Annotated in this window: 30 protein-coding genes; 16 read left to right on the forward strand and 14 right to left on the reverse strand. The window is 30.6% G+C overall.

Annotated features, from left to right (window positions below; genetic code table 11):
* The 4 genes from ACZYT4_RS11105 to ACZYT4_RS11120 all read right to left on the reverse strand — a co-directional run.
* Nucleotides 1-384: hemerythrin domain-containing protein (locus ACZYT4_RS11105; protein WP_463785705.1), on the reverse strand; the 384-nt coding region annotated here is incomplete at its 3' end.
* Nucleotides 385-556: 172 nt separating this feature from the next.
* Nucleotides 557-949, reverse strand: a complete 393-nt coding sequence (locus ACZYT4_RS11110; protein ID WP_463785707.1) for a hypothetical protein — start codon at nucleotides 947-949, stop codon at nucleotides 557-559.
* Between the two features lies 1 nt (nucleotide 950).
* Nucleotides 951-2,777, reverse strand: a complete 1,827-nt coding sequence (gene hcp / locus ACZYT4_RS11115; protein WP_463785709.1) for a hydroxylamine reductase — start codon at nucleotides 2,775-2,777, stop codon at nucleotides 951-953.
* A gap of 10 nt (nucleotides 2,778-2,787) precedes the next feature.
* Entirely contained in the window at nucleotides 2,788-3,120 is a 333-nt protein-coding gene (locus ACZYT4_RS11120) for a cupin domain-containing protein (protein WP_463785712.1), read from the reverse strand.
* A gap of 84 nt (nucleotides 3,121-3,204) precedes the next feature.
* On the opposite strand from ACZYT4_RS11120, the gene ACZYT4_RS11125 reads away from it, so the two are divergent.
* Complete coding sequence (locus ACZYT4_RS11125) at nucleotides 3,205-3,861, forward strand: Crp/Fnr family transcriptional regulator (protein WP_463785715.1); 657 nt, start codon at nucleotides 3,205-3,207, stop codon at nucleotides 3,859-3,861.
* Nucleotides 3,862-3,928: 67 nt separating this feature from the next.
* Here the strand turns inward: ACZYT4_RS11125 and ACZYT4_RS11130 are convergent, their stop codons facing one another.
* Genes ACZYT4_RS11130 through ACZYT4_RS11145 form a run of 4 tightly spaced genes read right to left on the reverse strand, consistent with a single transcriptional unit; the run spans nucleotide 3,929 to nucleotide 6,409 of the window.
* Nucleotides 3,929-4,435 (reverse strand): ferritin-like domain-containing protein, encoded by a 507-nt coding sequence (locus tag ACZYT4_RS11130; RefSeq protein ID WP_463785717.1) that lies wholly within the window; start codon nucleotides 4,433-4,435, stop codon nucleotides 3,929-3,931.
* Between the two features lie 44 nt (nucleotides 4,436-4,479).
* Nucleotides 4,480-4,983 carry a GNAT family N-acetyltransferase gene (locus ACZYT4_RS11135; protein ID WP_463785719.1) on the reverse strand — a complete coding sequence of 168 codons (504 nt, stop codon included), beginning with the start codon at nucleotides 4,981-4,983 and terminating at the stop codon, nucleotides 4,480-4,482.
* Complete coding sequence (locus tag ACZYT4_RS11140; protein ID WP_463785722.1) at nucleotides 4,980-5,480, reverse strand: GNAT family N-acetyltransferase; 501 nt, start codon at nucleotides 5,478-5,480, stop codon at nucleotides 4,980-4,982. The genes ACZYT4_RS11135 and ACZYT4_RS11140 overlap by 4 nt, the downstream gene beginning before the upstream one ends.
* Before the next feature lie 8 nt (nucleotides 5,481-5,488).
* Nucleotides 5,489-6,409, reverse strand: a complete 921-nt coding sequence (locus tag ACZYT4_RS11145; RefSeq protein ID WP_463785724.1) for an aldo/keto reductase — start codon at nucleotides 6,407-6,409, stop codon at nucleotides 5,489-5,491.
* 68 nt (nucleotides 6,410-6,477) lie between these two features.
* Here ACZYT4_RS11145 and ACZYT4_RS11150 point away from each other — a divergent pair, with 68 nt between their 5' ends.
* From ACZYT4_RS11150 to ACZYT4_RS11175, 6 genes are all read left to right on the forward strand, one after another.
* Nucleotides 6,478-6,684: a DUF1146 family protein gene (locus ACZYT4_RS11150; RefSeq protein WP_463785727.1), complete on the forward strand. Its 207-nt coding sequence runs from the start codon at nucleotides 6,478-6,480 to the stop codon at nucleotides 6,682-6,684.
* A 25-nt stretch (nucleotides 6,685-6,709) separates the two neighbouring features.
* Nucleotides 6,710-7,612: a stage II sporulation protein D gene (gene spoIID, locus ACZYT4_RS11155; protein WP_463785730.1), complete on the forward strand. Its 903-nt coding sequence runs from the start codon at nucleotides 6,710-6,712 to the stop codon at nucleotides 7,610-7,612.
* A 31-nt stretch (nucleotides 7,613-7,643) separates the two neighbouring features.
* The gene (locus ACZYT4_RS11160; protein WP_463785733.1) at nucleotides 7,644-8,276 is read left to right on the forward strand and encodes a peptidoglycan DD-metalloendopeptidase family protein; all 633 of its coding nucleotides are present in this window, start codon (nucleotides 7,644-7,646) and stop codon (nucleotides 8,274-8,276) included.
* Between the two features lie 191 nt (nucleotides 8,277-8,467).
* A complete protein-coding gene (mreB, locus tag ACZYT4_RS11165; protein ID WP_463785734.1) occupies nucleotides 8,468-9,457 on the forward strand; it encodes a rod shape-determining protein in 990 nt (329 codons plus the stop codon).
* 100 nt (nucleotides 9,458-9,557) lie between these two features.
* Nucleotides 9,558-10,337 carry an HAD-IIB family hydrolase gene (locus ACZYT4_RS11170; RefSeq protein ID WP_463785736.1) on the forward strand — a complete coding sequence of 260 codons (780 nt, stop codon included), beginning with the start codon at nucleotides 9,558-9,560 and terminating at the stop codon, nucleotides 10,335-10,337.
* Complete coding sequence (locus ACZYT4_RS11175) at nucleotides 10,338-11,126, forward strand: Cof-type HAD-IIB family hydrolase (RefSeq protein WP_463785738.1); 789 nt, start codon at nucleotides 10,338-10,340, stop codon at nucleotides 11,124-11,126.
* Between the two features lie 65 nt (nucleotides 11,127-11,191).
* On the opposite strand, the gene ACZYT4_RS11180 is transcribed toward ACZYT4_RS11175, so the two are convergent.
* Nucleotides 11,192-11,389, reverse strand: a complete 198-nt coding sequence (locus ACZYT4_RS11180) for a hypothetical protein (protein ID WP_463785741.1) — start codon at nucleotides 11,387-11,389, stop codon at nucleotides 11,192-11,194.
* Nucleotides 11,382-11,804 carry an acyl-CoA thioesterase gene (locus tag ACZYT4_RS11185; protein ID WP_463785742.1) on the reverse strand — a complete coding sequence of 141 codons (423 nt, stop codon included), beginning with the start codon at nucleotides 11,802-11,804 and terminating at the stop codon, nucleotides 11,382-11,384. The genes ACZYT4_RS11180 and ACZYT4_RS11185 overlap by 8 nt, the downstream gene beginning before the upstream one ends.
* 201 nt (nucleotides 11,805-12,005) lie before the next feature.
* On the opposite strand from ACZYT4_RS11185, the gene ACZYT4_RS11190 reads away from it, so the two are divergent.
* The 8 genes from ACZYT4_RS11190 (at nucleotide 12,006) to ACZYT4_RS11225 (ending at nucleotide 18,751) form a co-directional block, all read left to right on the forward strand.
* Complete coding sequence (locus tag ACZYT4_RS11190) at nucleotides 12,006-12,539, forward strand: helix-turn-helix domain-containing protein (protein ID WP_463785745.1); 534 nt, start codon at nucleotides 12,006-12,008, stop codon at nucleotides 12,537-12,539.
* A 17-nt stretch (nucleotides 12,540-12,556) separates the two neighbouring features.
* Nucleotides 12,557-14,134, forward strand: a complete 1,578-nt coding sequence (locus ACZYT4_RS11195) for an ABC transporter ATP-binding protein (protein ID WP_479684593.1) — start codon at nucleotides 12,557-12,559, stop codon at nucleotides 14,132-14,134.
* Between the two features lies 1 nt (nucleotide 14,135).
* Nucleotides 14,136-14,978 (forward strand): ABC transporter permease, encoded by an 843-nt coding sequence (locus tag ACZYT4_RS11200; protein ID WP_463785750.1) that lies wholly within the window; start codon nucleotides 14,136-14,138, stop codon nucleotides 14,976-14,978.
* The gene (locus ACZYT4_RS11205) at nucleotides 14,975-15,781 is read left to right on the forward strand and encodes an ABC transporter permease (protein ID WP_087244987.1); all 807 of its coding nucleotides are present in this window, start codon (nucleotides 14,975-14,977) and stop codon (nucleotides 15,779-15,781) included. The genes ACZYT4_RS11200 and ACZYT4_RS11205 overlap by 4 nt, the downstream gene beginning before the upstream one ends.
* The gene (locus tag ACZYT4_RS11210) at nucleotides 15,762-16,841 is read left to right on the forward strand and encodes an extracellular solute-binding protein (RefSeq protein ID WP_463785754.1); all 1,080 of its coding nucleotides are present in this window, start codon (nucleotides 15,762-15,764) and stop codon (nucleotides 16,839-16,841) included. The genes ACZYT4_RS11205 and ACZYT4_RS11210 overlap by 20 nt, the downstream gene beginning before the upstream one ends.
* 116 nt (nucleotides 16,842-16,957) lie before the next feature.
* Complete coding sequence (locus ACZYT4_RS11215) at nucleotides 16,958-17,497, forward strand: dihydrofolate reductase family protein (protein ID WP_463785756.1); 540 nt, start codon at nucleotides 16,958-16,960, stop codon at nucleotides 17,495-17,497.
* Nucleotide 17,498: 1 nt separating this feature from the next.
* On the forward strand, nucleotides 17,499-18,020 hold the full coding sequence (locus ACZYT4_RS11220; protein ID WP_463785758.1) for a hypothetical protein: 522 nt from the start codon (nucleotides 17,499-17,501) through the stop codon (nucleotides 18,018-18,020).
* Between the two features lie 20 nt (nucleotides 18,021-18,040).
* A complete protein-coding gene (locus ACZYT4_RS11225; protein ID WP_463785760.1) occupies nucleotides 18,041-18,751 on the forward strand; it encodes a DNA/RNA non-specific endonuclease in 711 nt (236 codons plus the stop codon).
* A gap of 13 nt (nucleotides 18,752-18,764) precedes the next feature.
* On the opposite strand, the gene ACZYT4_RS11230 is transcribed toward ACZYT4_RS11225, so the two are convergent.
* Complete coding sequence (locus ACZYT4_RS11230; RefSeq protein WP_463785763.1) at nucleotides 18,765-19,022, reverse strand: SemiSWEET transporter; 258 nt, start codon at nucleotides 19,020-19,022, stop codon at nucleotides 18,765-18,767.
* A gap of 133 nt (nucleotides 19,023-19,155) precedes the next feature.
* Nucleotides 19,156-19,977 (reverse strand): MurR/RpiR family transcriptional regulator, encoded by an 822-nt coding sequence (locus ACZYT4_RS11235; RefSeq protein ID WP_463785766.1) that lies wholly within the window; start codon nucleotides 19,975-19,977, stop codon nucleotides 19,156-19,158.
* A 103-nt stretch (nucleotides 19,978-20,080) separates the two neighbouring features.
* Between ACZYT4_RS11235 and ACZYT4_RS11240 the strand changes: the two genes are divergently transcribed.
* Nucleotides 20,081-20,854: an AIM24 family protein gene (locus ACZYT4_RS11240; protein WP_463785769.1), complete on the forward strand. Its 774-nt coding sequence runs from the start codon at nucleotides 20,081-20,083 to the stop codon at nucleotides 20,852-20,854.
* A 63-nt stretch (nucleotides 20,855-20,917) separates the two neighbouring features.
* Here the strand turns inward: ACZYT4_RS11240 and ACZYT4_RS11245 are convergent, their stop codons facing one another.
* Both ACZYT4_RS11245 and ACZYT4_RS11250 read right to left on the reverse strand, forming a co-directional pair.
* Nucleotides 20,918-22,366: a glycoside hydrolase family 1 protein gene (locus ACZYT4_RS11245; RefSeq protein WP_463785772.1), complete on the reverse strand. Its 1,449-nt coding sequence runs from the start codon at nucleotides 22,364-22,366 to the stop codon at nucleotides 20,918-20,920.
* A gap of 260 nt (nucleotides 22,367-22,626) precedes the next feature.
* Nucleotides 22,627-23,979 (reverse strand): ATP-binding protein, encoded by a 1,353-nt coding sequence (locus ACZYT4_RS11250; RefSeq protein ID WP_463785773.1) that lies wholly within the window; start codon nucleotides 23,977-23,979, stop codon nucleotides 22,627-22,629.
* Nucleotides 23,980-24,274: the final 295 nt, after the last annotated feature.

The following is a 24,274-nucleotide window of genomic DNA, read 5'->3' on the forward strand; positions in this document are numbered from 1 at the left end:
CCTTCTAAGTAAATCACAATAAGCATAACCCAAACCAATGATACTTAATTTGATTTGAGGAGAAGGTGTGGAAAAATAATTATGAATACATTTTTCTAGTTCTTGGACATAATATCTTGCAAGATTATGTTCTACGAGCATACCATGTCTAATTAACTTTTGTGCAGGTAAACCAAGATGTTCTTCCATATATTTAAATAAAATTTTCTCTTCTCTTTGATGATGTCTGCAGTCTGCATATTCATGTATAAATTGAATATGTCCTAGAAAGTTATTTTTATCAAAGATATTATCTTCCATAAGATTAAGAATATCTTTTTCAAATGTGTCTAAAAATATAAGTATTTGATTATGTTCTTCTGTTAATCGATCAATAATTGACATATTAATCCTCCATTTTTAATAAATATTGAGTTTTGGTTAAAGGTATTAAAACAATATGAGATTGAGATAAATAACCTTGAATCCATGATTCTCTTAATGCTTGAAGTGTTTCAAAAGAAAGAGAAGTAGAGTGAACATTTGGATTATATTCAAAAAGAACTTGATCATTTTCCTACATTAGAATATCTATTCCCTGATCACAAGGCATACCATCTAGTAAATAAGAATTCATATTTTGAAATGCTTCAATAGCATTTTTATGAGGAGAACTTTCTTGTTTTCCTAATTGAAAATAGATAGTTTTAACTTGTTCTAGTGTATGACAAGTAAAGACTTCATTTAAAATAAGAGTATTTCTATGTTCTACATCTTGAATAAGATTATTTAATGAGTAATGTATATGATTCAAATCAATGATTTGGTCTAGTGGTTGATTATAGGGAATCAAAGATAAACAGTTGGGATTATTGATTTGATAAGTATCAATGAGCGCATCATTGATTTTTTGTAAGTATTGAATTTTATGATATAACCAATAATGAATATGACTTAAAAATGCACTCATATTATTCCCCATTATTTAATCTTTCTAATATAGTTTCTACATCCACACCATGAACAAAACATGCTTCTTCAAGCGATTCAGTTTGAGAAGCAGGACAACCTAAACATCCAAATCCTGCTTCTATGAGAATTTGCGCTGCATTTGGATTTGATTGTAAAACTTCTGAAACAATCATATTTTTTGAATACATATTTGATGATAATTCTGGATAAAATAATTTCATATCACTTTCCACATCTTGTATACCACTTATTTGGAAATGTTCAACTAAGAAGTCTATAATACGTGGTGATAAAAATGCAGGTAATGTAGGTCCTAAATGTATATTTTTTACTCCTAAAGAAAGTAATGCAAGTAAGACAATAACTGCTTTTTGTTCATACCAGGCAATATTATAAACAATTGGTAAATCATTAATGTCTTCTAATCCTAATACTTCTTTTAGTTTTAAAGCAATAAGTGCAAGAGAATATGAGTCATTACATTGACCAGCATCTAAAACTCTTGGGATACCATGAATCTCTCCTAAATTGAGTTTGTTATATTTATATTTGGCACAACCAGCTGTTAAAATCACAGAATCTTGTGGCAATGATTTCGCAAAGTCTTCATAGTATTGACGAGATTTCATTCTTCCATCACATCCCGCCATAACAACAAATTTCTTAATATCACCAGATTGAATAGCGTCAACAATTTTATCAGCTAATGATAAAACTTGTTCATGTGCAAATCCACCAATAATATGTCCAGTTTCAATTTCAGTAGGCGCTTGACATTTTTTAGCATGTTTAATCAAAGCACTAAAATCCTTTATACCATCTTCATTGATTGGAATATGCTTACATCCCTCAAAACCAACAGCTCCAGTTGTATAGATACGATCTTTGTAGCTGGCTTTTGGTGGCACTAAACAGTTTGTTGTGAGTAAAATAGGCCCATTAAAAGATTCAAATTCTTCTTTTTGTTTCCACCATGCATTTCCATAATTTCCAACAAAATGATCATATTGTTTGAAAAATGGATAATAATGAGCAGGTAACATTTCACTATGTGTATAAACATCAATATGTGTTCCTTTTGTCTGTTCTAATAATATTTCAAGATCTTTTAAATCATGTCCTGAGACAAGAATCCCTGGATTATTTCTAACACCAATATTGACTTCAGTCATTTCAGGGTGTCCATAAGTAGAAGTGTTTGCTTCATCTAATAAAGCCATCACTTTTACACCATATTCTCCTGTTTTCATAACCAATGGGATTAATTGATCAAGAGTCAAATCTTTTTGTAATTCATTGAGCATATCCTGCATAAAGATATCAATCTCTTCATTATATGTATGCAATGCATTAGCGTGCTTATTATAAGCAGCCATTCCTTTAAGACCATATGTTATGAGTTCTTTTAAACTTCTTATATCTTCATTTTGCGTTGATAAAACACCTATTTGCGAAATTCTATCATTAAAATTTTCTCCATTCCACAAGGCACTTTCAGATAAATGATTTTTCTCTTCTATCTGATTTAAATATTCATTTTTAACTTGAATAGTTTTATGAATTTGCTCTGTAATCATCTGATCATCAAAATTTGCATTTGTAATCGTGATAAATAAATTAAAGCTTATCATTTGATTTGTTTCACATAAAACTTCTATTCCTTCTTTTCTAGCTTGCATTAAAACACTTGCGAGACCTTTGGTCACATCAATTAATAAATCCTGTAAATTAGCAGTCTTAGCACTTTTTCCACAAACACCTACTTGTGTACAAGCTACATTTCCTGCAGTTTCCTGACACTGAAAACAATACATTTTATTTTCCATAAAAAACCTCCTAAAAAATAACAGTTAAAAACATTTTCATATTTTCTAATGCATACACAGCATGTGGATGTAATGCTGGCATAACAATAGATTCACCTGTTTTTAAAATATAATCTGTATCATCAATCGTAATACGTGCTTTTCCTTCTAATACAGTTAATAAAGCGTCACCCTCTGATTGATGTGTAGATATCATTTCATCTTTATCAAAGCCAAATAAAGTTAAAGAAACATTTTCATTTTGACTTAACGTACGACTTAGAACTTGTCCTTCATATATATCTATCATATCTTTGAGTTCAATAACTTCCTTAGCATCTATGTTTTTCATTTTTGATAACATATTTCTTTCCTCCTTGAATTTTCTAGCACATTATAATATATTATCTAAAACAAATATGTTGTTTTAACAACGAAGGGAGTATATATGAATTTCAGTATTATAAAAAATAATCCTCTATTTAGAGGAATTGCAGAACATGAAATTGAAAAATTATTAAATTGTTTAAATAGTTATAAAAAAGAATACAAGAAGAATCAAACCATTGTACGAAGTGGTGAAAAAATACAAAATATAGGTATTCTCTTAAAAGGAGAAGCTCATATAGTCAAGAGTGATTATTGGGGAAATCAAACGATAATTGCTCATCTTTATGAGGGAGAAGTCTTTGGTGAAGCTTATGCCTGTGTCAGTCAAAATGAGATGGGGGTCAATGTTATTGCAATTCAAGATTGTGAAGTTCTTTTCTTAAATGTTTCGCATATTATAAAGATTTGTCCTTGTTCATGTGAATATCATCATATTCTTTTGCAGAATTTAATTGAGATGATTGCAAAGAAAAACATATTACTCAATCATAAACTTTCATTACTTTCAAAGAAAACAATCAGAGAAAAAGTTCTCTCTTATTTATCTCAACAAGCCATTCAACATGGTTCTAAAATATTTGATATTCCTTACAATAGACAGCAATTAGCCGACTATCTAGGGGTAGATAGAAGTGCTTTAAGTGCTGAATTAAGCAGAATGCAAAAAGAAGGTATTTTATCATACTATAAAAATACCTTTAAATTACAACAATAATATTCAAGTTTTTGGTAGTAATACGAATACGATGAAAAAAAATATTTTTTATCAATAACTATTTAGATTAATAGGTTTGTAAATATTCGTTGAGGAAGTAAGTGAATATTTCAATATGCAATTGTTCATCTTCGATAATACGCTGTATTATCTTTTGAATTTGAAAATCTTGAATACAAAGAATCTGTTGTTGATAAATGTCTATTGTATTTTGTTCCTGTATGATTGCATTTTCTAGTAATGATTGAATTTGACAGGGATAAACATTATATCCTGGTGACCAATATTGCAGATAGCCTTGTTGATAATCCCATAATCTCGGATCTAATCCTAAGGCATAGATTAAATGTGCAAATATATCTAAATGATACATTTCTACAATACTAATTTTTTCCATGGCCTCAGATAGTTTAGGCCATACTTTTTTTAAAATAATATGATTATAAAAATAAAGACTGACAGCACCCATTTCAGAGTGTAATCCTCCAAGATTAGATAAAAGAATTCTTCCATATTGTTGATTTTCCTGAATATTTTCTATTTTAGGATAAGGTTTATTGATATTATATTTCATAAAAAGAGCCTCCATAATTCTACTGTATGAAGGCTAGTTAAAATTTATTCAATGATTTTTTCAAAAGCAATACGAGGAGCACCACTTGAAAGTGTGATTTGACCACATTTTACAAAATGATGTTTTTTTAAAAAACGTTGCATTGATAAATTATCTTCATGGGTATCAATACGAATACTATGAATACCTTTTTCATAACATTTCGAAATAGCAAATTCTAGAAGATGATGAGCGATATTTTGTCCTTTGTGATTTTCATCAACAACAATTCTATGAATCACAGCATAAGGCTGATCATTTGTTAACCATTGTCCCTGAATAACATGATAGCTGGGATCTTTTTCTATCGCAAAATACATTGTTCCCATAATATCTTGATCACAAATCACATAACTTGCTTTTTTCTGAATATCTTCAATAATATTATCAGAAATAGGATATCCATCTTGCCATTGATCAATGTGTGCTTCTTTAAAATAATGTTGAGCCTGATGAATTAAATTCATAATAGAATCAACATCTTGAAGTTGTGATTTTCTAATTTTCATCTTTGTCTCCTTAAACTATAAATAATAACATCATGGTATTGAAAATTTTTATAGGCATGTTCTTTTAAGTAGCCTTCCTCTTGAAAATGATTCCATTCTAAAACTTTACATGAGGCAATGTTGTCTTTAAAGACTTCAGCATAGATTTTATGAATAGAATAGCATTGAAAAATATGCTGACAAAACAATTGTACAGATCTTTTCATAATTCCTCTATGAGCATATTGAGGATTGATCCAATAACCTAATTCACAATTTTTAACATAGATATCATTTTGTAAAGTCCCACCAATACAGCCGATACAAATCCCATCAACGACAATGCCAAAGTCGATACCATGATGTTCGAGTGAATGAGTTATAAAAGACATAGCGTGATCAAGTGTATAAGGATAGGGAAAGCTGTTTCTTAAATAAGTCCCAATACTTTTTTCATTCGCATGATAAGCTAATTGGCAGGGATCAATCTGATCAAGAGTTTTCAATTCGATAATCATAAATTCTCCTATGGAAGAGGCTTATCACTTGCAAGATATAAATCGTACCATTGTTGACGTGTAAGTTGGATATCACAGGCTTCAACCATTTCTTTTAAATGAACAGGAGAAGTCGTTCCCATGATAGGTTGCATACATGCAGGATGACGAAGTAACCATGCAATCGCAATAGCACTCTTTGTTACATGATATTCATGGGCTAAATCATCCATGACTTTGTTTAGTTTTGCATATTGTGGATGATCAATAAAACATCCTTCTTCCCATGAAGCCTGTACAACACTCCAAGGTTGAATCGTTATATCATGGAGACGACAATAATCTAAGACACCACCATCTTTATCCTGAGCCCAGGCTTTTTTCATGTTCATGTTTAATCCAGAATCAATCATTACAGAATGAACAATAGAAAGCTGTAACTGATTAATAATAATAGGATGTTGAGTATATTTTTGTAATAATTCAATTTGTAATGGCGTATGATTAGAAACACCAAAATATTTAACTTTTCCTTCATGATATAATTGATCAAATGCTTCCGCAACCTCCTTAGGATCACATAATGCATCTGGGCGATGTAATAGTAAGATATCAACATAATTAGTATTTAAACGTTGTAAAGAAGCATTCACACTTTGTAAGATATGTTCTTTTGAAAAATCATAACGTTTCCCAGGAACAATCCCACATTTTGTTTGAATAATCATTTTTTGACGATAGTCAGGATGTGCCTTTAAGACTTCTCCAAAAATGGCTTCTGATTGACCACCACCATAAATATCAGCATGGTCAAAAAAGTTAATTCCATTATCTAACGCTGTTTGTACAAGTTCTTCAACTTGTTGAAAACTTTTATCAGCAATACGCATGCATCCTAAAGCAAGACGAGATGCTTTTAAATTTGTTTTAGGTATTTGAAAATATTCCATAATTTGTTTCCTCCTGTTGTTATTATATAAAATAATGATTATAATGTAAAAGAAAAAGAGGTGGAGGAATGGTTTATCACATTGTCAATATTGTTGTTTATATTGTTTCCATTGCATTTGCAATGGTTGGTCTGAGCTGTTTTCGTTTTGATCAGTATGTGAGAAAAAATAAGGAAAGAGAATTTCACATATTTTTTATTGTGGCTTCAGTTGCATTAGGATATTTATTTGCTTCTTTTATCTTGGCGTTTGGAAATTTAAGTTTTCAATTCTAAATGGGAAGTTGTTGCATATATATCAATGATGAAGAAAATATATGCAAAACTTCTTTTTATATTGTCTTTGATATTAGTGATAGGATGTTTTCATTATCAGGATGCATTGACATGGTTAGAGTCACAATATCAGGTTGATCATAAAGAAAAGAAAGTCAGTATCCAAACAGAAGATCAGGTTTTATCTATTCCTTTGGAAGAATATTTGATAGGTGTTATTGCCGGGGAAATGCCAGTGAGTTTTGAAAAGGAGGCGTTAAAGGCACAGGCAGTTGCCAGTCGAACATTTGTATTGTCAAGGAATTTAAAAGTGGATAACACAACACAATCACAGGTCTATTTAACTGAAAATGAAATGAAGGAAAACTGGGGAGAACAATATGAAAAAAATAGAAAAAAGATAGAGGAAGCAATTTCTGAAACGAAAGGGGAAGTGATGACTTATCAGGGAGAATATATATCGGCATTGTTTTTTTCTAGCAGCAATGGGAAAACTGTCAATAGTGAAGATTATTTTACAGGAGAAGTTGCTTATCTTAAATCGGTGGATAGTCATTGGGATACGACAATTGATCCACATAATATGAGAGAAAAAACATTTACAAAGGAACAGTTGGCCGATATATTTCAAGTTTCACCAGAACATATAGAAGTGACATCTTATACATCCAGTGGCTATGTAGAAAAAGTTATGATTAATCAAAAAACGTATACAGGAAGAGAAATGAGAGAAAAACTCTCTTTAGCTTCTTCATGTTTTGAAATCAAATTCTCATCAAAAGGATATACTTTTATTACAAAAGGTAATGGTCATGGAGTGGGAATGAGTCAATATGGAGCGCAAGCCATGGCTTTAGAAAATAAAAATTATCAGGATATTTTACATCATTATTATCAAAATATTCAAATTGAAAGTATAGACTCTTAACTTTTGTTCATACTTAAGTTGAGGTGAAAACATGAAGAAAAGATCATTTCATTATAAGAAGATACTTGGTATTTCATTAGCTTTAGCTTTGTTTTTAGGAGGAATTGGTATTGTTCAAAATATTTTAGATGAGCATACAAAAGATTTTGAAGATGAAACAGTTGTAAAAGTAGATGAAAATCAAAACAAAGACACAACAGAAGAAAAAACAATTGAAACATTAAAATCTCCTGTTAAAGATGGGATTGGGATTGTCAGATATTATTATGATAAAGATGATGATGCATCGAAGCAAGAACAATCACTTATTTTATTTGAAGATGTTTACCGTCCTAATCAAGGTGTTGATTATGCAAATAAAAATGAAGCATTTGATGTTATGGCAGCTATCAGTGGAACTGTAACAAAAAAGACCAATGACCCTGTTTTAGGTTGGGTTGTAACAATTACAAACAGTGATAAGATTTCTACAACTTATGAATCATTATCTGAAGTGTCAGTGGAATTGAACCAGGATGTCAAACAAGGAGATACTATAGGAAAAAGTGGAGAAAATGTTTATGAAGCAGATTTGAAGAATCATTTACATTTTATTCTACAAAAAGACGATCAATTATATAATCCAGAAAAGTATATTGGACAGACTCTTGATACAATCAAGTAGCTAAATTTAGATTCTCAGGAATCTAAATTTTTTTTAAAATATTCACATAAATTTCATAGATAAGTCGTAATATAATTGAAGATGAAACGGGGTTGAAAAAAAGATAAAATTTATGTAGGTATAGTGATAATTTTTTCTTGTAATTAATATGAAAAATGATACAATAGAAATGCTTATAGGAGGAATGTTCAATGAAATTATCAAAGGAAATTGGTATTGACTTAGGAACAGCTAACATTCTTATTTATGTCAAAGGTGAAGGAATTGTTGTTAATGAACCTTCTGTTGTAACTATCAATACTGAAACAAATAAACCTATCGCTGTAGGAGAAGAAGCAAGAGATATGCTTGGAAAAACTCCAGGTAAATTTCAAGCCATTCGTCCTCTTAAAGATGGGGTTATCGCAGATTTTCAAATTACTGAAATATTATTAACTCATTTTATTAATAAACTAAACTTAAAAGGTGTTTTCTCAAGACCAACAATCTTAATTTGCTGTCCATCAAATATTACTTCTATTGAAAAAAGTGCTATTCAGGATGTTGCTTTAAGATGTGGTGCGAAAAGAGTTTATATTGAAGAAGAACCAAAAGTTGCAGCGATTGGTGCTGGATTAGATATTTCTAAACCATCAGGAAATATGGTTGTTGATATTGGTGGGGGAACAACTGATATTGCAGTTCTTTCATTAGGAGATATCGTAACAAGCACATCTTTAAAGATTGCTGGTGACAAAATGGATGCTGAATTAATTAAATATGTAAAAGATAAATATAAATTATTAATCGGAGATCGTACTGCAGAAGAAATTAAAATGACAATTGGTAGTGCTTATGAAGCAGATCCAAAAGATGTCATGGATGTAAGAGGAAGAGATTTAGTGACTGGATTACCTCATACAATTCAATTAAATGCTCAAGAAACACAAGAAGCTTTAGAAGAATGTTGTATGACAATCTTACGTTCTACAAAACAAGTTCTTGAACAAACACCACCTGAACTTTCAGCAGATATCGTCAACAAAGGTATTTTCTTAACTGGTGGAGGAGCTTTACTTCATAACTTAGATAAATTCTTAGAAGAAGGATTAGGAGTTCCTGTCTTTGTTGCAGAAAATGCATTAGACTGCGTTGCTGAAGGATGCGGTGTCATGTTAGAAAACACACAATATTTACAATAGTTTAAAGAAGTGTCATCATTTGATGATGCTTTTTTCTTTATCTGTAAAAAAATAGATTTTTGATATGATTTTGTTAGAATAGATGACAGAGGTGATAAAAGTGGGAAAGAAGAAATATTTTTTCTTTGATATTGATGGAACATTAGCTGTAGGAACACCAGGAGATCAATATGTTCCTGAATCAGCGAAAAGAACAATTAAAGAATTAGAAGCAAATGGACATTTTGTTGCTATTGCGACGGGTAGAAGTTATGCTATGGCAGTCAATCATATGAAAGAGCTTGGTTTTAAGAATATGGTTAGTGATGGGGGAAATGGAATTACTATTAATGAAAAGCTCATTGAAATTAAGCCTTTAGATTATGATAAGTGCATAGCTTTAATTGATGAGTGTAAAGAAAAAGGATTTATCTGGGCTATATCTCCAGATAACGAAACAAGACGTCTGGCACCAGATAATCGTTTCTATGATTTTACACATGATATTTATATGGATACAGTTGTTGAAGAAGGACTTGATCCAAGAAACTATGATCAAATATACAAAGTTTATATTGCCTGTTATGCACCAGATGAACAAAAATTAGAAACATTAAAGGAACTTCCTTGGTGTCGTTTTCATAAAGAATATTTATTTGTAGAACCGGGTGATAAATCAGTAGGTATTAAAGCAATTGTTGATTATTTTGGTGGAGATTATCAAGATGTTGTTGTTTTTGGTGATGAAAAGAATGATTTGAGTATGTTTAGTGATAAATGGACTTCTATTGCGATGGGAAATGCAATTAATGAATTAAAGGCAAAAGCAACATATGTGACTGATGATGCAGATAAAGATGGAATTTATAAAGCTTGTCAGCATTTTGGATGGGTGGATTAAATGGAAAGAAAAATTATATTTTTTGATATTGATGGAACACTGTTTTGTCCAGAGTTTGGTCGTATCACTGATGAAGTAAAAAATGCCATTAAATCAGTTCAAAAACAAGGACACTTATGTTTTATTGCAAGTGGGAGACCATATGGATATATTGCAGAAAATGTGAAAGAAATAGGCTTTGATGGATATGTTTTAGCTAATGGGGCTAATGTGAAGTATCAGAATCAGGATTTGAAAGTCAGATGCATGGATTCTCAAAAAGTGAAAGAATTATGTCATAAGCTCAAAGAGAAAAATATTGAATATGTTTTACAAACTCCAAAACTTTGTTATATGAGTCAGAATAATCAATGCTTACTTGATTTTTATTCTCATTGTAATATAGATTTCCATAATTTCTGTTTTGAATATCAAGAAGATGATATTGCTCAAAAGACAGTTAAGATGGAAGTATGGGCCAAAACTCAACAAGAATTAGATGATGCGATATCATGTTTTCATCCATTTTCCTATGAATTACATCCAGACAATCATAGTTTAGAAATCTATTCCAATGAAGTTTCTAAAGCAACCGGAATATTAGATGTCTTAAAGGAACTTCATATTGAATTAGAAAATAGTTATTGCTTTGGAGACGGTCCTAATGATATAGAAATGTTTGAGACAGTAGGTCATCCTATCGCAATGGGAAATGCAATTGACGATATCAAACAAAGAGCAGAAATCATCTGCCCAACTGTACAGGACAACGGAGTTGCGATACAATTAAAAAAGATGTTTATCATTTAAAAAACTAGCATAAAAGCTAGTTTTTTGTTATGACTTATTTTTGTGTTGTTTATAATAATAAAAGGCTACATAAATAATATGGCAGCAAACATAAAAAGTAAAGATAGACTTGCAATAAGTAAAGCATAGTTAAATCCTGTTTTTTGTTGAACTTCATTTCTAATACCAAAAGCTAATGAAAACACAAAGAGAAAAGGCAAAATAAACCAGGTAAGATATATCAATGTATGAAAGCCATCAGTTTGAAAGAGTTCACTAAACATTACTTGTATCCTCATTAAGCAGTTGAATAAGAAGTTGATCCAGTTCAGGCAAAGCTCTTTTTAAAATAATAGGTCTACCATTTTGATTTAGAAAACAATGTAAACTTTTCCCAATAGCGACAATGTCATCATTGACTTTCATAGTATATTCGATTTCAAGGCGTGTTCCTTTATATGCTGAAACTTTTGTTTCAATATTTATAAGATCAGGAAAAGTTGTGCTTTTTTTGTAATCACATTGAATGCCTATAACAGGTGAACTCACACCTAATTCTTCCATCTTATCATAGCCAAAACCAATTTTGTTTAAGAAGTCAATTCTCGCTTCTTCCATAAAACGAATGTAATTAGAATGATGTGTAATTTGCATTTTATCTGTTTCATAATATTGGACTTGATGTTGATATGTATGCATATTAAAATCTCCCCTTTATAAACCATATTATAGCAAGACTGATACTCACATTCAAATATGTTTAATGAGAGAAGTTTAATATTTATGAACTTTATTTTAAAAATATGAAATTTATTGTTGCATTAGGGGTAGAAATATGTATAATAAAGTTGTTTGATTTTTAGAATTTAAAGTTTAGTATAGTGACATGGAGGAAACAATATGGACATTGGAAAGAAATTAAAAGATTTACGTATTAAAAATGACTTAACCTTGGAAGAACTAGCTTCAAGAAGTGAGTTAACAAAAGGATTTCTTTCTCAAGTTGAAAGAAATCTAACCAGTCCAAGTATCTCTACACTAGAGGATTTATTAGAGGCACTGGGCACCAATCTTTCAGAGTTTTTTCAATCCGATCAGGAAGAGAAAATTGTTTTTCATACACAAGATTTCTTTGTAGATGAAAAAGATGAATATACGATAGAATGGGTTATTCCTAATGCTCAAAAAAATGAAATGGAACCAATTCTTTTAACGATTCATGGGCATGAAAAGAGTAGAGAAATGGAATGTCATAATGGTGAAGAATTTGGTTATATTTTAAAAGGAAATGTCACTTTAGTTCGTGGAAATAAAAAATATAGATTAAAAGCCAAAGAAACATTTTATATGGATGGCAAAGAAAGTCATTATTTTATCAATAATGGGTCTAGTGATGCCAAGATATTGTGGGTGACAACACCACCAATGTTTTAAAAGAAGGGAGTATGAAAATGGAACAGAAGAAATTAATACAATTTCGTAATATAGTGAAAGAATTTGATGGACAAATTGTTTTAAAAGGTGTCAATCTTGATATTTATGAAAATGAGTTTGTCACTTTACTGGGACCAAGTGGTTGTGGAAAGACAACATTGCTGAGAATTTTAGGTGGCTTTCTAGATGCTACTGAGGGAGAAGTTATTTTTGATGGAGAAGAAATCAGTAAAGTTCCTCCACATAAAAGAGAGTTAAATACTGTTTTTCAAAAATATGCTCTTTTCCCACATATGAGTGTTTATCAAAATATTGCCTTTGGATTAAAAATTAAGAAAATGAGTAAAGACGTTATTGAACAAAAAGTTATGAAAATGTTAAAGCTCATTGGTTTAGAAGGATTTGAAAATAAAAACGTTACACTTCTTTCAGGGGGACAACAACAACGTGTAGCGATTGCTAGAGCACTTGTTAATGAACCTAAGGTTTTATTATTGGATGAACCACTTGGAGCATTGGATTTAAAATTAAGAAAAGAAATGCAATATGAATTAAAGAGAATTCAACAGGAAGTTGGAATTACATTTATTTTTGTTACTCATGACCAGGAAGAAGCTTTGACTATGTCAGATAAGATTGTGGTTATGAAAGATGGGGAAATTCAACAAGTTGGGACACCTCAGGAAATCTACAATGAACCAGAAAATAGATATGTCGCAAACTTCATTGGAGAAAGTAATATTATTCCAGCTGTTATGTTAGAAGATTATAAAGTGAAATTTGATGATATTGTTTTTGATTGTGTAGATTTTGGATTTAAGGATAAACAACCAGTTGATGTTGTAATTCGTCCAGAAGATATTGATATTGTGGATGTACAAAATGGAAAAATGACAGGAGAAGTCTTAAGTGTTCTTTTTAAAGGTGTTCATTATGAAGTGATGGTTGAAACTGTTCCTGGAACAAGTGTAACAGTGAATATGCATGTCATCAGAAATCGTGATGTGACATCTGAAAATGGAAAAGAAAAAATCAGTGCCAATGATTTCTATGTCGATATTGAAGATGTCAAATCATTAGATGATGCTGAAATTATTGCGCGTGCTGATGCACAGGCATGGAATCCTGAAACAGATGATTATATTTCTATCAGTAAGATTGATTATGATTTAAAAGAAGAAATTGGTGAATATGCAGTGACATTCTCGACTTCAAGTGGAACATCAGTAGAACGTAAGATCATTGTTGTGAATCAACCTGTTGTGAAGAATGAAAGAGCGAATGAAGGGGTTATGGCATTCAATTTCTTTAAGACAGTTGATGAACTTGATGAATCTGTAGCATTAGATACAGATTTAAAAACATGGGCAAATGCTCAAGGATGGAAATTGAATGATGAAGATGAATCTGTAGATATTTATGTAGATTATGATTTTGATCCTGAACATATTGAAGAAGGAACATATAAAGTCACTTTCTCAACAGAAGGTAGAGAATTAAAGATTCATACAACAGATTATGTGGAAGAAGGTAAAGAGGTCGGTTTAACATTCTTCCCTGAAGATATTCATGTCATGGAAAAGATGGGGTTCTAGAATGAAACGTTTTTCACAATTAGCATGCCCCTATATGATATGGGTTATCTTAATGATTTTATTACCAATGTTATTAATTCTTTTCTATTCATTAACAACAAGTGGAAATGACATCATTAACTTTACATTTACTTTGGATCATTTTAAAAAGTTTTTTACCGACCCAGACTTTTTACTTGTCTTATGGCGTTCATTAACAATCGCTGTTAAAACAACAATAATCTGTGTTATTTTAGGTTATCCAGTTGCTTATTTTATTGCAAGAAGCAGTGATCGTGTTCGTAATATTCTTGTTTTAGCTATCACTTTACCAATGTGGATTAATATGTTAGTCAGAACATATGCCTGGATAGGAATTCTTTCTGATGGGGGTATAGCTCAAACAATTTTAGGTTTCTTTGGATTTAAAGATGTAGAGTTGTTATATACAGAAGGTTCTGTATTGCTTGGAATGGTTTATAACTTTATTCCATTTATGATTCTACAAATCAATACATCTTTATGTAAGATGGATAAATCATTATTAGAAGCCAGTGCTGATTTAGGGGCGAACAGAGTTCAGACATTCTTACGTGTCACTTTGCCATTATCTTTATCAGGAGTTGTCAGTGGAATAACACTTGTCTTTTTACCAGCAGTGAGTTCATTCTTTATTCCTAAACTTCTTGGTGGAGGACAGTTCTTCTTAATTGGTAACGTGATTGAAAATCAATTTATTACAGTTGGAGAATGGAACTTTGGTAGTGCAATCTCTATGATTATGGCAGTCATTATGATGATTTGTATGTATGCAATTAGAAAAATTGATGAACGTAATAGTGGAGGAGGGAATCAGGAATCATGAAAAAAGATAAGAGAATTATTGGTAAAATTTTAATGGTTCTGATGATTTTATTCTTCTATTTACCAATTGTATTTATGGTTATCTTCTCTTTTAATGAAAGTAAATCATTAACACATTTTACTGGTTTTAGTTTAAACTGGTATGAAAAACTCTTCCAAAATAGAGATATGATGGAATCATTATATGTCACAATTACAGTTGCTGTGATTGCTACAATTGTATCGACAATAGTAGGAACAATTAGTGCCATTGGTTTATCAAAATCAAGCAAGATTGTTAAAAAAGTCATGATGCAGTTAAATGATTTTCCAATTATGAATCCAGAAATTGTGACAGCTATTGGATTGATGTTACTATTTATTACATTTCATATAGAACGTGGTTTTATGACAATGTTACTTGCTCATATTACATTCTGTATACCTTATGTTATTTTAAGTGTGATGCCTAAGATACGTTCACTAGATCCAAATCTATCTGATGCGGCAATGGATTTAGGAGCAACACCATGGCAAGCCTTAACAAAAGTTTTAGTGCCACAAATTATGCCTGGTATTGTATCAGGAGCCTTAATTGCCTTTACAATGTCATTTGATGATTTTATCATTTCATATTTTGTAACAGGGGGAGGGGTTAAAAACTTAAGTATCATGGTTTATACAATGAGTAAAAGAGTTAACCCAACAATCAATGCAATATCTACGCTTGTCGTAGTATTGATAACGGTAGTCTTAGTGATTATCAATGTAGTACCACTAATTAAAGCAAGAAGGGAGAAAAAAGATGAAAAAGTTATTAACTAGTTTATTAGCGGTTGCAACAATGTTTACTTTAACAGCGTGTGGAGGGGATTCAAATGCAGATAAGCCATATGCTGGACAAGAATTACACCTTTATAACTGGGGAGAATACATGGGTGAAAACTTTATCTCTGGTTTTGAAGATCTCACAGGAGCAACTGTTGTTGTGGATTATTTTGATTCAAATGAAGCTATGTATATCAAAGTGGCAAATGGAGAACCATATGATATCTTAGTTCCAAGTGATTATATGATTGAAAGATTAATTCAGGAAGATCTTGTTCAAAAATTAGATCAAGATAAGATTACATGTATGGATGAACTTGTTGATGCTGTCAAAGGTTTACCATATGATCCAAACAATGATTATTCAATTCCTTATTTCTGGGGAACAGTAGGAATTGTTTATGATAAAACAAAGGTGAGTGAAGCTGACTTAGAAAAAGAAGGATACAATATTTTCTTAGATACTAAATACAAAGGAGATATTTATCTATATGATTCTGAACGTGATTCATTCATGATGGCATTAAAAGCTTTAGGATATTCAATGAATACAAAAGATGAAAAAGAATTAGAAGAAGCTTATAACTGGTTAGTGAAATGTGTTGAAACAATGGAACCAGAAATTGTCACTGATGAAATTATTGATAACATGGCTCAAGGTAGAAAAGCTTTAGGATTGATTTATTCTGGAGATGCTGCTTATGTTATGAGTGAAAATGAAAACATGGGATTCTATATGCCTGAAACAGGAACAAACTTATGGAGTGATGCTATGGTTATTCCTAAGAATGCTGAAAATGTAGAATTAGCTCATGAATTCATTAATTATGCTTCTAGTTATGATGCAGCTATGGATAACTCAAGCTTTGTAGGATATACTTCTGCTAATCAGGAAGTTATGGATGAACTTGCCAATGGTGATTTCAAAGGAATCAATGCTTATGTACCTAGAACTGGAAATGATAAAGATGAAGTTTTTGAATACGATGAAACAACACGTAAAATCATTTCTGATTATTTCAGTAAAGTTAAAATTGCCGCTTCCAATGCTCAATAAAAAATAATGAGAAGGTTGATATATATCAATCTTCTTTTTTTCAAATAAATGGTAAATAAAAAGAAATGACGATAAGGTGAGGACATGATATAATTTGAATACATTGAGGTGAGTTAATGAGAAAAGTGATTTTATTTATTGCTATGAGCTTAGATGGATATATAGCTGATCAACATGGAAATGTAGACTGGCTAGCAGGACAAGATATAGATAAAGAAAATATAGATACCTATTCAGAATTCATTCAAAATATAGATACAGTGATTATGGGATGGAAAACCTATCATCAAATTGTTACAGAATTATCACCAGATCAGTGGGTTTATCCTCATTTAAAAAGTTATATTGTGACGCATCATCCAAAGCATTCTACATCGCATATTATCTTTACTCAAGAAAATCCACAGGATCTTGTTTCACATTTGAAACAGGATGATGGAAAAGATATCTGGATTTGTGGTGGTGCTCAAATCATTCAGTCACTGCTGAAAAATCATTTGATTGATGAGTATCATATCACTGTGATACCAACACTTTTAGGTTCAGGAATCAGATTATTTCAAGACAATAATTTGACCATACCTCTTGAATTAATGAATTATCGTGAAAATAATGGGATGATGAAATTAATTTATATACCAAGAAAGGAATGTTAATATGGATGATATGATTCAATATGATTTTTGTAAACCTTATATTACTCAGGATGAATATATATTGTGGAAAGGAAAACCAGAAAAAGGACATTTGATAACTGGTGGAGATATGATTATGATGATTTTTGGAATTTTTTGGTTATCATTTTGTTTCTTTTTTGAATATTCAATCATCCAAAGTCAATCATCGTTATTTTTTATACTTTGGGGAATTCCTTTTATATTGGTCGGTTTATATCTTGTCTTTGGGAGATTAATTCAAAAGATATATTTAAGAAATAAAATATTTTATGTGATTACAAATAAAAAGATTATGATTAAACATGGAAATAAGATAGAAATGTATGATGGAAGTCAATTACCACCTATGGAAATTCATATTCACAAAAATGGAAATGGAACAATCTTATTTAGTGAAACTGTTTATACGAGAAGAGGAAGAAATTATCATACATATTTCATGTTGGAGAATTTGTCAGATGTAGCACAGGCTCAAAATGCAATTGATATGATGGATAAATAAAAATGTATTGAGGTGTAGACATGAGAAGAAGATATAAAAAAAGAAAGACATATAAAAAGAGAATGTGGAAGTTGTTTGTAGCTTGTATCATAGCGATAGGTGGATATATTGGTGTTGAATATCATCAGCAGACATATAGTGCCATTGATATTGAAGATATTCCAGAATATAGTGGAGAAGCCTATGTTGTGATTAATGATAATGTGCCTTATTTTGATGAAAATGATTTAACGACAGAAACATTTGAAAAATATAGTCCTCTAGATTTTTTAGGAAGATGTGGTGTGGCTTTTGCGAATGTTTCAGAAGACACAATGCCAACAAAAGAAAGAGAAAGTATTGGTATGATTAAACCATCAGGATGGCAAATTAAAAAATATGATTTTGTTGATGGAAAATACTTATATAATCGTTGTCATTTAATAGGGTATCAGTTAACAGGTGAAAATGCGAATGAGGAAAATCTCATTACAGGGACAAGATATCTGAATACAGAAGGGATGTTACCTTTTGAAAACGAAGTAGCAGACTATATCAAAGATACAGGAAATCATGTTTTATATCGTGTAACACCTATTTTTGAAGGAGATAATCTTGTCGCAAAAGGTGTATTAATGGAAGCTATGTCAGTTGAAGATCAGGGATTAGATATTGAATTTAATGTTTTTGTTTATAATGTTCAGCCAGGTGTGATTATTGATTATGCGACAGGGGATAGTCAGCGTAGTTAAACGCCTGGCTTTCTTATTGAAGAAAAGATTCTTTGTATTTATAAAAGAGGACAATTCCTGATAGAAGCGTCGTAACTCCATTAGATATAATGATAGTTAAGTCATTAAGAATAAAACCATAAATTGTCCATAATATAACACCTAATACAAAAATGATATACATCCCTAAAGAAATGCCAGACACATCTCTTGTTTTTAAAACTTGTAGTACTTGAGGTATAAATGAAATTGTTGTTAGTAATGCACCAATAGGTCCAATTAATTGAATCATATGTAATCATCCTTTCTTTTGATTTATATGTATTATAAGAAAAGGTGGAGCTAAAGAAAAGACAATATAAAAATAATAAAACAGCGTCACATCTTTTTTGATAAAGAAGCTTTTTAAGATGTAACGCTGTAAACTAATATTCATAAAGCTGATCATGAATTTGATATAATTTAATAGCTGTATCATAATTATTTTTAATAATGATGGAAATGATAATATCAAAAAGATATGAAACAGAAGTGTGAAAAAGAGAATCTCCTAACTCCGTAATATTTTCTTTATAACTACATAACAAACAGACATCAGAATTTTCAGCTAATAAAGACTTTTCATTACCTGTCATTAAAATAACAAAATGACCTTTCATCCTTAAGTTTCTAATGGCTTTGAGTATATTTTTATTTTGACCCATTCTAGAAATCACAATAATAACAGAATGAGGAATGAGAAACTCATATAATAATATTTTATCTATAGACTGATAGACATGAGAGATTTTACCTGCCTGCATTATATGATGAGAAATGTATTCTCCAATTGATGCATTTGCATCAATTGCAAAAATATCAACCTGATTGACTTTTTCCAAAGCAGTCTGTATTTTTTCTAAATCATGAATAGAGAGATTATTTTTGGTTTCTAAAAGAACTTTTTCATGTAAAGAAGAGACCTTATTGACTGAAGAGATCAGACTTTCACTATCACTGACCTCAATCTCCTGAAAACCACTTTCTTTAAGGTCGGATAATAAATGAATTTTGAAATCATTAAATCCCTGATAACCCAGTTTTTTAACAAAACGCACAATCACTGTAGCACTTGTATAAGTCTCACTAGCCAATTGTCTTGTTGTCATCTGTAGAACCTGTTCACAATGATTTAAGATATAATCAGCAATTTGTGATTCTCTTTCTGTAAAATGCTCTTTTTGTTGTAATTTTCTTATCAGTTTCATTCTATCACCATAATTATTTTAACATATTAAAACTTTTTCATCATTATGATAAATGAATCAATAAAAATAATTCATGATATAATGGAGAAAAGGAGGAATACAAATGTTTAAAATTTCTAATTTTACAAATAATAATGATGTTCAAATCATTGAACGAAAAGGTTCCTTTCAAGTTATTGAATATCAAAGAGATTTAAGTGTTATGCCTAATCATGCACAGACTGCTTATTTTTGTAGTGAAATGAATATTCGCAAAAGACAAGTTATCTGTGATATTTCTCAGGCTAATGTTGTTGTTCAAGCGGGGGCTATGCAATGGATGGTTGGTAATGTCTATGCCACAACAGGATTAAAAGGTGTAGGAGATTTGTTATCGAAAGCAGTCAGAGGAAAAGTAACAGGAGAAACAGCTATTAAGCCAGAATATACAGGTGAGGGTATTCTTGTATTAGAACCAACATATAAACATATTCTTTTAATTGATTTAAATGAATGGAATCACTCGATAGTCTTAGATGATGGTTTGTTTCTAGCATGTGAAGCGAGTCTGAAACATAAGGCAGTTATGCGTTCTAATTTATCATCTGCAGTTGCTGGAAATGAAGGACTGTTTAATTTAGGAATTGAAGGTTCAGGTATTGTTTGCTTGGAATCTGTATGTCCAAAAGAAGAATTGATCGAAGTAACATTAGAAGATGATGTCTTAAAAATTGATGGTAATATGGCCATAGCATGGAGTGGAAGTTTGGAATTTAAAGTAGAACGTTCAGGGAAGACCTTAGCGGGTTCAGCTGCCTCTGGAGAAGGCTTGGTCAACGTTTATCGTGGAACTGGTAAAGTTCTAATTGCGCCTATTGATGGATCAAATCATTCATAAGATAAAAAAAGATTTTCATGTGAAAATCTTTTTTACATTTATAGGATATCAATTGAAAATGATTTACAATTCTTCACCATTTGTTTCAATAACTTTCTTATACCAATAATAAGAATCTTTTGGAATTCTGTTCAAAGTTCCAGAGTTTTCATCTTCTTCTCTGTCCACATAAACAAATCCATATCTCTTCTGATAACCATTTAACCAGCTTAATAAATCAGTATAAGACCATGTACAATAAGCTAATACTTGACATCCATCATCAATAGCTTTCTTCAATTCTTCAATATGAGCTTTTAAGTAAGCAATACGATATGGATCATGAATTTTTCCATCTTCAACTTTATCAAAAGCACCTAAACCATTTTCAGAAATCACAACAGGTAAATTATAACGAGATGTAATTTCACGGCAGCACATTCTGAGTCCCATAGGATCAATTGTCCAATCCCAATCAGTTGTTGGTAAAAAGTCGTTAGATGGGTTCTTGTATAGACCAGGAATTCCTTGAACGACAGCAGTTCCTTTAACACCAGTTGTATTCATTATATTGGTCATGCCTACACCAGTGATATCATTATATTCAGCAACACATGTCTGGTAATAATTAACACCCATAAAATCAACAAGAGATGCAGCTTTTTTCAGGATTTCCATATCTCCATCCATAATTTCAGGCGTTACTCCTAAACTTTCAAGATATGCCCAAGCACTTTTTGGATAACGACCATATCCATAAATATCCATCCACCAATAATTCTGTAAATCATCATAATCAGCTTTAGCCATAGCATTTTCTGGTTTTCTATCATAAGCATAGCAAGGGCTATAGGCAAATGAAGCACCAACTTTAGCTTCAGGGTGCATTTCTTTTAATGCAATGACAGTTTTAGCATGGGCCATATTGGCATGATGATTCACTTGATAGAATGTTTTCATATCATTTTCTTTTCCTGGTGGGTGCATACCTTTTAACCATCCAAAAGATGTAAAGATATTTTGTTCATTCATTGTAATCCAATATTTAACACGATCACCGTATCTTTCAAAAAGAGTTTTGGCATAATGTACATAATCTTCAACAATTTGACGATTTTCCCAACCATGATATTGATCTTCTAAAGCTTGAGGCATATCCCAATGATAAATTGTCACCATTGGTTCAATACCATATTTTAATAATTCATTAATTAAATTATCATAGAATTGAAGACCGGCTTCATTTATTTCACCATTACCATTTGGATAAATTCTTGTCCAGGCAATAGAAAAACGATATGTTTTAAGTCCCATTTCTGCCATTAATTTGACATCTTCTTTATAGCGATGATAATGATCAACAGCCTTATCACCAGTTGTTGCTTTAAATGTTTTACCAGGAATTCTTACAAATTTGTCCCAGTTAGAAACACCTTTTCCATCAGCATCCCATCCACCTTCAACTTGGTATGCAGCAGAAGCACTACCCCATAAGAAGTCTTGCGGGAAACCTTTTGATTTTTCAAAATACATTTTTTCATCCTCCAATCTATTTTCAAAATATCATGTTTCATTTCGTCAGTCAATAAATAAACAATAAATGAAAAAAAAGACTCTAAAATGATTACTATTTTATGATTTTTTAGATTTATCTTTTTGTCAGACTCTCATGTTTTTATGTCAGTTTATTTACCTTTATTATAAAGATATCTAAAAATTTTTATAATTTCTCATTGTAAAAACTTTATATCTTATTATCTACACTTTATCAATTCATCATATTTATATCTTATTTATCTTATCTCCATATTATTTTTATCTTTTAAGAATCTTTTTAAAAAGAATGCTAAAAAGTATGGAAAAGTATAGAAATAACCATTAAATCCTATATTCTTATTAGCAAACTTAATTCCATAATGGATATCTGAATATTTCTGATTCTTTATCAATTTATTAAGTGATGTTGTAGCCTGATCATTTGCTTTTACTTCGATTGGAATAAGAGAGTTTCTATCTCTTATCATAAAGTCCATTTCAATGGTACTTTTCTCATTTTTATAGAAATAAAGTTTATATCCTTGTTTAACAAGCATTTCTGATATGATATTTTCATATAATGCCCCTTTATACGTGTTAAAATTCTTATTGTAACGAAGGTCTTCCTGAACTTCCTCATCAAGAGATCCTATCAATAATCCCGTATCACCAAAATACAATTTATAGTTATCTGGATTATAATTTCCTTTCAATGGTAACTCTGGAAGTTCCATACAATAACAAACATTCACAATACCAGCGTTAGATAGCCAATCTACAATTCCTACATAATCTCTATTTCTTGCATTTTTCTTTATCTTTGAAATCTTAAATTTTTTATTCTCACTTCCTAAAAATACAGGAATTTTTCTATAGACATCCAAGATTTTTCCTTTATCTAATCCACCTGCATATTTTGTGATATCCTCTTCATAATCTAATAAAAGCTGTTTTTGTAATTGAAGTGTTCCACTATAGTTCTTTTGCGTTACAAAGGTAAAAACGACCTTTGGCATACCCCCTAATACCATGTACTCTCTGAAGTTTTCTAAAAGAATCTGATATTCCAATGTTGTTAATGGTTGAACATTCAGCATTTTCTGATAGAAGCTTTCTATCTGTTCATCATTATAACCTTTTGCCCATAAAAATTCTTCAAAATCTAAAGAATACATTTCGTAATCTTGTTTATATCCAACACTGTTTGATTCTATTTCCTGATAGTTGATTCCCATTAGTGAACCAGAACAAATAACATCATATCGACCATCTATTAGAAAAGATTTTAAACTTGTTGCACAGTTAATACAGTCCTGTATTTCATCAAAGAAAAACAATGTTTCATTTTCAATGAATCGAAATTCAGGATTAATGAGAGAAATATTTTTTATGATTGTATCCACATCAAAACCATCATTAAATATAGTTTTGTATTGCTTTTGAAGAATAAAATTAATTTCAATGATTGACTCATAATGATTTTTAGCAAAGTGCTCTATAGCCTCAGTTTTACCTATTTGGCGAGCTCCTTTTATAATCAAAGGATATCTATTTTCACTTTTTTTCCAATCCTCAAGCACCTTATCAACTTTACGTTTAAGTCTTTCCATATTATCACCACACTTTAACTATATATATTTTATCACAAAATTCCAAAAGTATTCAAATATATTAAACACTTTTTTCTTAACTAAATTTTATGTTTTTTCACATTTTTTTATATCTATTAAATATCTTACACATTTTTCCTAAAATATAAAACATAGAATTATAATGCAGTTTTTTTGAGAAATTCTATAATAATATCATTAGCTATTTTTGAAATATGTAGAAAGTCAAACGAGTTCATTTTTATCTTGTTATATATCAAAGATAGTATACAAAAAAGAATCATAATTTCAAAAT

It is taken from the genome of Massilimicrobiota sp. mt181 (assembly GCF_055420065.1).